Origin of the sequence: Bradyrhizobium sp. 164 (assembly GCF_023073715.1) — a bacterium.
GTDB lineage: Bacteria > Pseudomonadota > Alphaproteobacteria > Rhizobiales > Xanthobacteraceae > Bradyrhizobium.
Map to the genome: position 1 here is coordinate 37,549 of NZ_JADPKA010000077.1, position 12,524 is coordinate 50,072.

The 12,524-nt window shown below is 64.3% G+C and carries 12 protein-coding genes; 2 read left to right on the forward strand and 10 right to left on the reverse strand.

Translation table 11 applies throughout. The annotated features are described in order from the left end of the window. Nucleotides 1-54: 54 nt before the first annotated feature. The 4 genes from IVB01_RS24600 to ltnD all read right to left on the reverse strand — a co-directional run bounded on the left by IVB01_RS24600 (nucleotide 55) and on the right by ltnD (nucleotide 4,901). A complete protein-coding gene (locus tag IVB01_RS24600) occupies nucleotides 55-1,746 on the reverse strand; it encodes a methyl-accepting chemotaxis protein (RefSeq protein ID WP_247494933.1) in 1,692 nt (563 codons plus the stop codon). A 167-nt stretch (nucleotides 1,747-1,913) separates the two neighbouring features. Next, nucleotides 1,914-3,188, reverse strand: coding sequence for a 3-oxo-tetronate kinase (gene otnK, locus IVB01_RS24605; RefSeq protein WP_247494934.1), 1,275 nt, complete (start codon nucleotides 3,186-3,188; stop codon nucleotides 1,914-1,916). Beyond that, complete coding sequence (otnI, locus tag IVB01_RS24610; RefSeq protein ID WP_247279789.1) at nucleotides 3,185-3,967, reverse strand: 2-oxo-tetronate isomerase; 783 nt, start codon at nucleotides 3,965-3,967, stop codon at nucleotides 3,185-3,187. Before otnI ends, otnK begins: the two co-directional genes overlap by 4 nt. Nucleotides 3,968-3,983: 16 nt before the next feature. Beyond that, nucleotides 3,984-4,901 (reverse strand): L-threonate dehydrogenase, encoded by a 918-nt coding sequence (gene ltnD, locus IVB01_RS24615; RefSeq protein ID WP_247279790.1) that lies wholly within the window; start codon nucleotides 4,899-4,901, stop codon nucleotides 3,984-3,986. Between the two features lie 104 nt (nucleotides 4,902-5,005). Here ltnD and IVB01_RS24620 point away from each other — a divergent pair, with 104 nt between their 5' ends. Further along, nucleotides 5,006-5,680: an aldolase gene (locus tag IVB01_RS24620; protein ID WP_247279791.1), complete on the forward strand. Its 675-nt coding sequence runs from the start codon at nucleotides 5,006-5,008 to the stop codon at nucleotides 5,678-5,680. Between the two features lie 182 nt (nucleotides 5,681-5,862). Here IVB01_RS24620 and IVB01_RS24625 read toward each other — a convergent pair whose 3' ends face one another. The 6 genes from IVB01_RS24625 to IVB01_RS24650 form a co-directional block, all read right to left on the reverse strand. Beyond that, nucleotides 5,863-6,567, reverse strand: coding sequence for an ABC transporter ATP-binding protein (locus IVB01_RS24625; RefSeq protein ID WP_247420781.1), 705 nt, complete (start codon nucleotides 6,565-6,567; stop codon nucleotides 5,863-5,865). Next, on the reverse strand, nucleotides 6,551-7,282 hold the full coding sequence (locus tag IVB01_RS24630; RefSeq protein ID WP_247279793.1) for an ABC transporter ATP-binding protein: 732 nt from the start codon (nucleotides 7,280-7,282) through the stop codon (nucleotides 6,551-6,553). Before IVB01_RS24630 ends, IVB01_RS24625 begins: the two co-directional genes overlap by 17 nt. Next, nucleotides 7,279-8,262, reverse strand: coding sequence for a branched-chain amino acid ABC transporter permease (locus tag IVB01_RS24635; RefSeq protein WP_247279794.1), 984 nt, complete (start codon nucleotides 8,260-8,262; stop codon nucleotides 7,279-7,281). Before IVB01_RS24635 ends, IVB01_RS24630 begins: the two co-directional genes overlap by 4 nt. Then, complete coding sequence (locus IVB01_RS24640) at nucleotides 8,262-9,140, reverse strand: branched-chain amino acid ABC transporter permease (protein ID WP_346015458.1); 879 nt, start codon at nucleotides 9,138-9,140, stop codon at nucleotides 8,262-8,264. The genes IVB01_RS24635 and IVB01_RS24640 overlap by 1 nt, the downstream gene beginning before the upstream one ends. A gap of 167 nt (nucleotides 9,141-9,307) precedes the next feature. After that, nucleotides 9,308-10,552, reverse strand: a complete 1,245-nt coding sequence (locus IVB01_RS24645; RefSeq protein WP_247279795.1) for an ABC transporter substrate-binding protein — start codon at nucleotides 10,550-10,552, stop codon at nucleotides 9,308-9,310. Nucleotides 10,553-10,640: 88 nt separating this feature from the next. Next, on the reverse strand, nucleotides 10,641-11,456 hold the full coding sequence (locus tag IVB01_RS24650) for a putative hydro-lyase (RefSeq protein WP_247279796.1): 816 nt from the start codon (nucleotides 11,454-11,456) through the stop codon (nucleotides 10,641-10,643). 120 nt (nucleotides 11,457-11,576) lie between these two features. Between IVB01_RS24650 and IVB01_RS24655 the strand changes: the two genes are divergently transcribed. Further along, complete coding sequence (locus IVB01_RS24655; protein WP_247279797.1) at nucleotides 11,577-12,494, forward strand: LysR family transcriptional regulator; 918 nt, start codon at nucleotides 11,577-11,579, stop codon at nucleotides 12,492-12,494. Nucleotides 12,495-12,524: the final 30 nt, after the last annotated feature.

Genomic DNA, 12,524 nt, shown 5'->3' on the forward strand with positions numbered 1-12,524 from the left:
ACTTCCCTGCTACCGCACTGCGAAATCTACATCGCAGCCATGCGGCCGCGTGCCTCAGGCGGCGCGCACGTCGGACAGGAACTTGCCGACTTCATTCTTCAGCCGGTTCGAATCGTTCGACAGCATCTGCGCCGCCGAGAGCACCTGCGAGGAGGCCGTGCCGGTCTCGGTCGCGCCGCGCTGCACGTCGGTGATGTTGGCGGAGACCTGCTGGGTGCCCTGCGCCGCCTGCTGCACGTTGCGCGCGATCTCCTGGGTTGCCGCGCCCTGCTCTTCCACGGCCGCCGCGATCGCCGACGAGATCTCCGACAGGCGCTCGATGGTCGAGGAGATCTCCTTGATGGCGCCGACTGAATCGTTCGTCGCCGCCTGGATGCCGGATATCTGCTGGCCGATCTCGCCGGTCGCCTTCGCTGTCTGCTCGGCCAGCGCCTTCACCTCGGAGGCGACCACCGCAAAGCCGCGGCCGGCTTCACCGGCGCGCGCGGCCTCGATAGTGGCGTTCAGCGCCAAGAGATTGGTCTGGCCGGCGATGGTGTTGATGAGCTCGACGACGTCGCCGATGCGGGACGCCGCTTTGGACAGTTCGCTGACGCGCTCGGTGGTCGCGCGCGCCTGGCCGACGGCGTCGCCCGCCATCCGCGCCGATTCCTGCACCTGACGGCTGATCTCACCGACTGACGAGGCCATCTCCTCGGTCGCCGAGGCCACCGACTGCACGTTGGTCGAGGCTTCCTCCGAAGCTCCGGCAACTGTGGTCGCCAGCCGCTGCGAGCGGTCGGCCGTCGAGGTCAGCGTCGAGGCGGAGGCTTCGAGCTGGGTCGAGGCCGACGAGACGGTCTGGACGATCTCGCCGATCATCGTTTCGAATTCGCGGGTGATGCTGTCGACGCGGCGGCCGCGCTCGATCTTGGCTTCGGCGTCGGCCGCGGCAGCTTCGTCCGCCGCCCTCTTGGCGATCAGCGCCTCCTTGAAGACCTGGAGCACATCGGCCATGGCGCCGATCTCGGTCTTCTCGCCGCGATGCGGGACTTCGGCACTGAGGTCACCCTTGCCCAGCGCCTGCATGGGATCGGTGATGGAGCTGATGCCCCGGGAGACGTCACGAACAAGATAAAAACTGACGCCGATACCAATGACGACCGCCGCACCGAGAATGAGTGAGACCAGCATGAAGGCATGATCATAGCTGTCGTCAGCGTCTCGCGCGGCCTGATCCGCGCCCTTGGTGTTGAGCTCGATGTCCCGCCTCAAAATCTCGTCCGCCTGCAGCCCGATCTTGTTGACCGTCTTGCTGTTCAACTCGTGCGCTTCGTGCGGAATCTTGCCGGCCTCCTTGCGCGACAGGGCCATCACCTCCTGTGTGCCCTTCTTGTAGTCTTCCCACAGCTTGGACCACTCGCTGTAGAGCGCCCGTTCCTCAAGCGACGTGATCATGGCTTCATACGACTGCCGAAGCTTGGTATTCGCCTCGATCACGGTCCCAAGCGTTTTTTCCGCCGCCAGCTTCTCTTCCAACGTTTCGGACAGCATGTGCTCGCGGATCACGTTGCGATAGGTGATCACGCCGGCGCGCAGTTCGGCCAGCACGCGCACGCTGGGCATCCAGTTCGTGGTGATGTCGACGGTGTTGGCATTCATCGACCGCATCTTCATGACGGCGAGCAGACCCATGCCGGTCATTGCGACCAGCAGGAATGCCACGACACTGATGATCTTGGCGCGGATGGAAATAGTGGCGAACATGAACTGGGTCTCTTTGTGCTGGCCGGTGCGCGTCCGGGAACTACGAATCAAACAAAAGGAGCAGCACCGACATCCGACACCAGAGCACCTGCGCAGATGTTAACTACGACTCCGTACGAGTACGGAAAGCCGAAAGAAATGAACAGGCAGCTAACAATGCTCTGCGCTCAGCGCATGAGCTTAAGCGCGTCCGTGAAAAACTCCGGGCCACCGAAATTTCCGGACTTTAGCGCAAGCAGCATCTCGCCTGTCTCTGCACCGACCGCGCGCAACACCGGGACACCCGCCGCGATTTCCACTCCTACGAGAAATCCGGGAATCCTCAACCGGTCGACCACGGAGCCTGACGTCTCGCCACCCGCGACGATCAAGCGCCGAACGCCCGCCTGCACCAGGCCTTCGGCAATGTCGGCCATGGCCTGCTCGATGGCATGCCCGGCCGCATCGCGGCCGTGACGCGCCTGAACGGCGGCAACGGCTTCCGGTGTCGCGCTCGAGGCGATCAGGACAGGGCCATCCGCCAGCCGCGGTCTCGCCCAGGCCAGCGCCCGCTGCGCTTCGCCGCCCCCCGCGACGATCTGCTCGGGATCAAGATGTAACACCGGCATGACACGCTCGGCATTGGCGATCTGCTGAAGCGTTGCCTGGGAGCAGCTTCCGGCAAGGCAGGCCGCCGGCCCGCCAACCGCGGCGCCCGTCCCGCCTGCCGCCGTCGACTTGACCTTGCCTGTCGACACCAGCGCACGAGCGAGGCCAAGGCCGATGCCGGAGGCGCCGACCGAGAGCCGATGTTCGGCGGCGACGAGGCCGATCGTCTCGAGGTCGCGGTCGAACACGGCGTCGATGATCGCGGCACCGATGCCCTTGTCCGCGAGTTCGGCCAGGCGCGCCCGCACGGCGTCTGCACCGCGCGAGACTGTGGCGAGATCGACGAGGCCGATTTGCGTCTTGCTCTGGCGCGCCAAGACGCGCACCAGGTTGGAATCGTGCATCGGGTTGAGCGGATGGTCCTTCAGCGGGCTCTCGTTCAGCGGCACGGCGCCGACGAAGAGGTTGCCCTGGTAGACGGTGCGTCCTGTTTCCGGAAAGGCCGGCGTCACCAGCACGGCGGTTTCGCCGCATTCGGCGCGCAAGGCGTCCATCACCGGCCCGATATTGCCGGCATCGGTGGAATCGAAGGTCGAACAGATCTTGAACAGCACGTGGCCCGCGCCGCGGCCGCGCAACCATGTCTCCGCCGCGCGTGAGCGCGACACGGCAACGCTGGCGTCGATCGAACGGCTCTTCAGTGACACCACGACGGCGTCGACCTCGGGCAGCGCGAGATCGTTCGCGGGCACACCGATCGTCTGCACGGTACGCAGGCCCGCTCGCGTCAGCGTATTGGCGAGGTCGGAGGCGCCGGTGTAGTCGTCGGCGATGCAGCCCAACGCAAGTATCACGGCTTCACTCCCGCGTAAGGCTCGAACCAGGCGAGCCCATCCGTTGTCTTGCCGCGCGGATTGTATTCGCAGCCGACGAAGCCGGCATAGCCGAGCCGGTCGAGCTCAGTGAACAGGAACGGATAGTTCAGCTCCTCGCCGTCAGGCTCGTTGCGCGAGGGGATGCTGGCGATCTGGATGTGGCCGATGATCGGCATCATCTCGCGCAGCCGCATGGTGACGTCGCCGTGGATGATCTGGCAGTGATAGATGTCGAACTGGAGTTTTAGGTTCGGCAGCCTCAACTCCTGGATCAGGTCGCGGGCGAAGCCGAAATCGTTGAGGAAGTAGCCGGGCACGTTGCGTGCATTGATCGGTTCGATCACGATATCGATGCCGTGCGGCGCGAAGAACTCCGCGGCCCACGTCACCGATTTGTAGAAGGCCTCGATCGCGACGCGCTCGCCCCGATTGGCGATGCCGGCCATCAGGTGCAGGCGCTTGACGCCAGTCGCCTGGGCGTACGGCAATGCCCTCCCCAGGCTCGCCTTCAGATCGGAGAACCGCGCCGGTAACGCGGCAAAACCCTTGTCGCCGGCATTCCAGTCGCCCGGCGGCAGGTTGAACAGCGCCTGGGTCAGACCGTTGCGCTTGAGCCGCTCGCCGACCGCCTCGGCCGGATGCTCATAGGGAAAGAGAAACTCGACTGCGGTGAAGCCCGCTTGCGCGGCGGCATCGAAGCGGTCGAGGAACGGCACCTCGGTGAACATCATCGAGAGATTGGCGGCAAAACGGGGCATCGGAATCCTCTCAGCTCTACTTGTCGCCGGGCAGCTTGACGCCGGTGACCTGCGCATACATCCGCGCCACCGAAGCGTCGTCGTCACGGCCCATGCCCGCGGCTGACGTCATCAGAAACATCTGGAGCGCGGCGGCGGAGACCGGCACCGGGAATCTGGCGCTGCGCGCCATGTCCTGGATGATGCCGAGGTCTTTGACGAAGATCTCGACCGCGCTGCGCGGCGTGTAGTCGCCATCGAGCACGTGCGGCATCCGGTTCTCGAACATCCAGGAATTGCCGGCGGAGGCTGTGATCACCTCATAGACTTTGCGAATGTCGAGGCCCTGCTTGGCCGCGAACGCCATCGCTTCGCTGGCGGCGGCAATGTGCACGCCAGCGAGGAGCTGGTTGATCATCTTGAACGCGGCGCCCTGCCCTGCGGCGTCACCGAGCTCATAGACCTTTGCGGCCATGGCATCGAGAGCTGGACGCGCCTTGGCAAAAGCGGTGGAGCTACCGGACGCGAGGATGGTCAGCTCGCCTTGCGCGGCGCGCTGCGCCCCACCGGAGATCGGCGCATCCAGATAATGCCGGCCGGTCGCCTCAAACTGCTTGGCAAGACGCCGCGCGACATCCGGGTCCATGGTGGCCGAGGATATGAAGACGCTGCCCTTCGGCATGGTCTCGGCGGCGCCATCCTTGCCGAACAGGATGGCTTCGGTCTGGGCAGCGTTGACCACGACGCTGACGACGATGTCGGCGTCCTTGGCAGCGTCAGCCGGCGTCTTGGCGCCCGCGCCGCCGTCCTCCACGAAACGCGCGACGGCATCGTCGGAGACGTCGCACCCGGTGACGGCATGGCCGGCGCGTTTCAGCGAGGTCGCCATGCCAAAGCCCATCGAGCCGAGCCCGATCACGACGATGCGCTGATTTTGTGACGTGGAGGCGGACATGCAACTGACCCTTGCGAACGTTTCCCGGACCGCCGCCCTTTGCGGCGGCTCGGCGAACCGATAACACGGCTTGGCCGCGCTGCCAAAGCGTGAGACAAGCAGGCATGACGGCCATGAGCAACGAGACACGGCTGCGCGAGGATATCTGCCGCTTCGGGCGGTCGCTGTTCGAGCGCGGGCTGACGCCGGGCTCCTCCGGCAATATCAGCGTCAGGCTGGACGGCGGCGGTTGGCTGGTGACGCCGACCAACGCCTCGCTTGGCTTCCTCGATCCGGCGCGGCTGTCGCGGCTCGACGATCAGGGCCGGCTGGTTTCGGGCGATGCGCCGACCAAGGAAGTTCCGCTGCACACTGCGCTCTACGACACGCGCGGGAGCGCGCGCGCGATCGTGCACCTGCACTCGACCCATTCGGTTGCGCTCTCGATGCTGCCCGACATCGACCCGCGCGCCGCGCTGCCGCCGATGACGGCCTATTATCTAATGAAATGCGGCGCCACCGCGCTCGTGCCGTATTATCGCCCTGGCGATCGTGCGGTCGCGGATGCGATCAAAGGGCTGGCGGGGAAATATTCATCGGTGCTGCTCGCCAATCACGGCCCGGTCGTCGCCGGCGACACGCTGGAAGCGGCCGTGTTTGCGACCGAGGAGCTGGAGGAGACGGCGAAGCTGTATCTGTTGCTGCGCGGGATGAACCCACGATACCTCTCGCCGGATCAGGTGACGGATCTGGTGAAGGTGTTTGGAGTGACGCTGCCGGAGCATAGGGATGGGCATTAGTGTCGTGCGGTCATCGGCGCCCTAACGCCGCCTCACCCAGCGCTGTCATTCCCCGCGAAGACGGGGAATCTAGTACGCCGCGGCTTGTCCGTATTTCACTGACGCCTCTGGAATACTGGATCGCCCGCCTTCGCGGGCGATGACACCGAGTGTGCGGAGCGTGAATGCCGCACACGCCACAGTTACAGCCCCAGATACGCCTTGCGGACGGCCGGATTGCCTTTGATCTCCGCGGCCGCACCCTGCATCAGCACGCGGCCGGTTTGCAGGATGTAGGCGCGATCGGCGATCTCGAGGCACTCGGCCATGCGCTGCTCGACGATCAGCACGGTCATGCCGGCATCGCGGATGCGCTTCACGGCCTGAAAGATCTCGTCGACCAGCTTCGGCATGATACCCTGCGAAGGCTCGTCCAGCATCAACAGCCGCGGACGCGTCATCAGAGCGCGGCCGATCGCGAGCATCTGCTGTTCGCCACCGGAGAGCGTCTCGGCGCGCTGCTCCAGGCGTTCGGCCAGACGCGGGAAAAGCTGGAAGACGAGATCGAGCGGCTCCTCACGGTTCGCCTCGCCGCGATAGAGATAGCTGCCGAGGCGCAGATTGTCGCGCACCGACAGACGGGGGAACAAGCGGCGGTTCTCGGGCACATAGGCAATGCCGGTGGCCGTGATGTGATGCTGCGCCATGCCATCGAGACGCTTGCCGTCGAATGTCACCGTGCCCGAACGCGGCCGCTCGGCGCCGGCAATGGACTTGAGCAGCGTCGACTTGCCCGCGCCATTGGCACCGGCAACGCAGACGATCTCGCCCTTCTGAACCTCGATCGAGACCGCGGAGATCGCGACCAGGCCCTGGTAGGCGGTCGTGACTTCACGCACCGACAGCATGACGATCTCCCAGATATGCGCTGATCACCTTGGGATCGCGGACGACCTCAGCAGGCTTGCCTTCGACCAGCACCTTGCCGAGGTCGAGCACGATGGCGCGATCGACCAAAGGCATCACGATCTCCATGACGTGCTCGACCATCAGCACGGTGATGCCGGCATCGCGCACCTTGCGCACCAAGGCGACGCCAGTCTGCGCCTCGGTCGGCGTGAGGCCGGTGAGGACTTCGTCGAGCAGCAGCAGCTTTGGCTCGGTTGCCAGCGCACGCGCGACTTCGAGGCGGCGCTTCTCGGCCGGCACGAGGTCGCTTGCGAGCACATCGGCGCGCGCGGCAAGGCCGGTGAATTCGAGCACCTCATGCGCCTTGCGGCGCGCCTCACGCATCACGGTGTTGCGAACCAAGGCGCCGACGATGACGTTGTCGATGACCGTCATGGTCTCAAAGCTCTTGACCACCTGGAAGGTGCGCCCGATGCCGCGCTGGCAGCGCTCGGCCGCCGGCATGCGGGTAACATCCTCGCCGTCGAACCAGATCGAGCCTTGCGTCGGCGGCAGCACCCCCGCGATGAGATTGAACAGCGTCGACTTGCCGGCGCCGTTCGGGCCGATCAGGCCGACGATCTCGCCGCGGCCGACCGAGATCGAGACATCGCTGTTGGCGACGAGCCCGCCAAAACGCTGCCAGACGCCACGGGTTTCGAGGAGCGCGGTCATCGTGTGGCCCCCTTCGCCTTGGTACGTGAGAGCAGGCTCACCAGACCCTGCGGCAACGCCAGCGAGATCAGCACGATCAGGGTGCCGTAGACGATGAGGTCGACGCCGCGCCCGGAACCGCCGATATAGGAGCGCGTCAGCTCCGTCATCGGGATCAGGATGGCGGCCCCCAACACCGGCCCCCAGAGGGTACCGATGCCACCGAGCACGGCCGGCAGTGCCATCAGCAGCGAGAACTGGAAGCCCATCACGCTCTCAGGATCGATATAGGCAAGGAACTGCGCATAGAATGCGCCGCCGATGGCGACGAGGAAGGCGGAGACGGCTGCCGCGCCCATCTTGGAGTTGAACACGACGACGCCGAGGCTTTCGGCCGCCTCCGGGTTGTCCTTCACCGCGCGCCACCAAAAGCCCCATTTGGAGTCCTCCAGCCACCAGGTGACGAACCAGGCGAGGCAGCACAATGCCAGCGCGAAATAAAAGTATGGCAGTTTGGTGCGCAGAAACTGGAATTTCAGCCAGCTGTCGCCGCGGATCGGAATGGTGATCCCCATCGCCGCTCCCGCCCACTCCCAGTTCTGGAACAGCAACAGGCCGATCTCGGCAATGACGATGGTCGCGATCACGAAGTAATGGCCGCGCAGGCGAAAGAAGGGATAGCCGAGCCCCATCGCGATCAGGGCGGCAATCACGCCGCCGCCGAGCATGCCGAACCAGGGCAGCACGCCGAACTTGGTGAACAAGAGTTCGGTGGTGTAGGCGCCGATGCCGAAATAGAGCGCGTGTCCCAGCGAGATCTGTCCGCAATAGCCGGAGAGGATGTTCCAACTCTGCGACAGCGCCGCATACATCAAGGTCAGGATGAGGATGTTCTGAACGTAGACGTCCTTGACGAGCAACGGCGCCAGCGCTGCGAGCCCGGCCAATACTGCGGCAATGATGAGGTCGCGGCGGCGCCGCGCGGCAAATTTATTGTCCATCACATCGACCCGAACAGGCCACGCGGCCGGATGAAGACGACGAGCAGGTAGACGGCGTAGATGCCGACCGACTTCAGCGAGGGCGGCAGCACCAAGGCGGTGACGGCCTCCACGAGGCCGACAATGATCCCGCCGGCAAAGGCCCCAAACACGCTGCCGAAGCCGCCCAGCGCCACCGTAACATAGGCGATCAGCGCGAAGGACGCGCCGACATCGGGGTAGATGTAGAAGAACACCGCCATGATGGCGCCGGCAAGACCGACCAGCGCGGCGCCAAGGCCCCAGCCCAGCGCAAACACGCGGTTCTTGTCGATGCCGACGAGAGCCACCGCGCCGGGATCCTCACGCGTCGCTTCCAGCGCGCGGCCGAAATCGGTCCGATTGATGAAGAAATAGAGTCCGGCGAAAGCGAGAATCGAGACCAGCGCGCCGATCAGCTGCGGCTCCGGCAGGAAGATGCCGGCGACCGAGATGGTCTTGCCGCCGAGCCAAGACTGCGGAATGCTGCGATAATCCGGCGTGAAGAAGAACTGCGCCAGGCCGCGCATCACGATGGCAAGGCCGAAGGTGGAGAAGATCTGCACCATGCCGGCATTGGCTTTGGCCCGCATGGCGAAGCGGACAATCAATAGATAGACCACCGCTCCGAACACGAACAGCGCCGCGGCGACCAGCGGCGCCGACAAAAGGGGATCGATGGCGAAGAACGCGAACAGGAAGAAGCTCACATACATCGCGATCATCAGGAACTCGCCATGAGCGAAGTTCACGACGTCCATCAGGCCGAAGATCAGCGCGAGGCCGACCGCGATCAGTCCATAGAGCAGGCCCATGAGCAGGCCGCTCGCGAGACTTTGGATAATGGCTTGGGCTGTCACCTCTGATCCCCCGTTCGAAACGTCATCGTTTGCTCCGTCATTGCGAGCGAAGCGAAGCAATCCAGAATCTCACCGCCGAGGCAGTCTGGATTGCTTCGTCGCTACGCTCCTCGCAATGACGAGGCATTCACGACGACCTCGATCTTCTGTCCTGCTTCAGCAGCGTCTTACTTCATCGGCCAGATCGCCTCGGCGATCGCGGCCTGCGGCGGGAAGATGGTGACGAACTTGCCGCCAACATATTGCAGCAGCACCGGGTCGGCGTCGTTGTTCTGGCCCATCTCGTCGAACTTGACCCGCTTCCAGGGCATGATGGTCTGCTCGCCCGGGATGTCGGTCGCCGCCAGCGCATCGCGAATCTTCTCGCCGTCGGTCGACTTGGCGCGGCTGATGGCATCGGCGAGGATGATCAGGCCCATGAACTGGCGCGAGGTGAGGTCGTTGAAGTCCTTGCCCGACTTCGCCTTGAACATCTCGTTGATCTTGCCGACCATCGGGCGCTTCTGCGCGAGGTCGAGCGAGAAGGTGCCGCGCGAGATCACGCCTTCGACTTTGTCGCCGACGGCATCATAAAGCGCCTTCTCGGAGAAGCCGGCATCCTGCGCCACGATCGCGTTCGGCTTGTAACCGAGCTCGGCCATGGTCTTGACCAAGAGGATGCCGTCGGTGGTGTAGCTCGACGGCATCAGCACGTCGGCATTGGCGGTCTTGAGCTGCTGCACCTCGGCCGAGAGCGAGGGCGAGTTGGCACGGTACTTGATGTCGGTGACGATTTTGTAGCCGCGCTCGCCGGCGATCTTGGCCTGGGCGTTGCCGGAGTCGGTGCCGAAGATGGTGTCCTCGTGGAACAGCGAAAGCGTCTCGATCTTGGTGCCCTTCTTCTTCATGGCATCGAAGAAGTCGAACATCGCGGCCGAGTACATCTCGTCATGCGGCGCGGCACGGAAGTAATATTTCAAGCCGCGGCGATGCAGGCTCGGCGAGGAATTGTCGGCGGAGACGAACGGGATCTGGTAGCGCTCGCAGATCTGGCTGACAGTGACGGCGACCGCGCTCTGATAGGTGCCGATGATGGCGGCGACCTTTTCCTGCGTGATCAGGCGCTCGGCCTCGGCACGCCCCTTCTGCGGATCGGCCTGGTGGTCGGCGAACACGAGGCGGACCTTGGCGCCGCCGAGGCCCGGCAGGCCTTCACCTTTCGCCAGCGGCAGGTCGAAATCGGTGTCCTTGTTGATGACTTCGAGCGCGGTTTCATAGGCCTTCTGCGCATCGACGCCCTGCTGCGCGCTGCCGCCGGAGAACGGATAGATCACGCCGATCACGACTTCCGAGGTCTGTGCGCGCGCTGCCAGCGGCACCAGCGCGGCCGTAGCGGTAGCTCCTAACAACACGTCGCGGCGAGAGATCGTCATGGCAAAGTTCCCTGTACTGAATTTCGACTGATCGAATGAAGTGATTGATGGATGCGGTAAAGCCTGAACAAGCAGCATACGCTGCCCATTAAATCACGGCCATGGTCCTGTTCTTGAGATCCGTCACCAGCATCAGGCCGGGCGAATGCGTGATCGCGAACGGCAGTTTGGCGGCATTGATCACCGATTGCGGCGTCACGCCGCAAGCCCAGAACACCGGGATCTCGTCATCGGCGACCGGAACGGGATCACCGTAGTCAGGCTTGGCAATGTCCTTGATGCCGATCAGATGCGGATGGCCGAGATGCACCGGCGCACCGTGCACGGCGGGATATCGCGAGGTGATCTGCACCGCGCGGATCACGTCCGCCGGCTTGAACGGACGCATCGACACCACCATCGGGCCGGCAAAGGGGCCAGCCTCGCCGCAAGCGATGTTGGTGCGGTACATCGGCACGCGCACGTTCTGTTCGATGTGACGGATCGGCATTCCCTCCTCGAGCAGCGCCTCTTCGAACGAGAAGGAGCAGCCAAGCACGAAGGTCACGAGATCGTCGCGCCAGTAGCTCTTCACGTCGGTCGGCTCGTCGACGATCTCGCCGTCACGCCAGACGCGGTAGCGCGGCACGTCGGTGCGGATGTCGAGATCGACGCCGAGCGAGGGGATGTGCGGGCTGCCGACGTCGGACATGCCGATGATCGGGCACGGCTTCGGATTGAGCTGGCAGAAGCGGTGAAAGGCGCTGGCACATTCCGCCGGGAGGATTGCCAGATTGCCCTGGACGAAGCCGGGCGCAACGCCGGCGGTGGAGGCGACCTGCCCTTCGCGATAGGCAAGCCGCGCCTTGCGGCTCGGGAGCGTGTCGGGCGTTTCAGTTTGCTGCGCTGCCACCAAAACAGTCATGGGATCGACCTGCCTATAAACTCGACAAAGACAAGCCAACACCAAGCATGCTATAAAGTCTAATCGTCGTTTCTAATCAAACTCGATAAATTTTCTTTATCGAATGGGAAGATCCTTCCAATGCTGGACTTCAGATCGATCGAGACATTTCTCTGGGTTGTGAAGCTCGGCAGCTTTCGGGGCGCCGCGCAACGGCTCAACACGACCCAGCCGGCGATCTCCCAGCGCATCGCCCAGCTCGAGCGCGAGATGGGCGTAAAGCTCCTCAACCGCGATCATCGCGTGGCCTCGCCGACCCCGAGCGGCCGGCAGATGATGGTCTATGCGGAGAAGCTGATCGGGCTGCGCGCCGCGATGATGGCGGAGATCGGCGACCGTTCGGCGATGCGCGGCGTGATGCGACTCGGCGTCGCCGAGACCATCGTGCACACTTGGCTGCCCCGCCTGGTGAAGAGCATGAACGAGGTCTATCCGAACCTGTCGCTGGAGATCGAGGTCGACATCACGCCGAACCTCACCGCGCGTCTGCTCGCACAGGAGATTGAGCTGGCGTTCGTCGTGGGACCGCTGTCCGCTTCCGGCGTGCACAACCGCGTGCTCGCCGATTATCCGATCGGTTTCCTCGCCAGCCCCTCGCTCGGCCTCGGCAAGGGGCCGGTGACGCCGGCGGAGCTCGCGCGATTTCCGATCATTACCTTCCCGCGCAAGACCAAGCCTTACGAGGTCGTGCGCGAGGTGTTCGACCGGCCCGAGCTGCCGCCAATCCGACTGCATGCCTCCGCCTCGCTGGCCACGGTCATCCACATGGCGGTCGAAGGGCTCGGCATCGCCGTGATCCCCGACGCCATCGTCGAGAACGAACTCGCCGACGGGAGGCTGCAACTGCTCGACACCGATCTCGCGATCGCGCCGCTGACCTTCACCGCGAGCTGGCTCGCCTCGCCCGACGTCGTGGCTATCGAGCGCGTCGCGGAGCTGGCGCGGCAGATTGCGCAGAGCAGCCTCGCGGTTGACGCGCCCGCGCTGGCGCGTCATTGAAAAAGGCGCCGGACAATTGAGAGACTGACC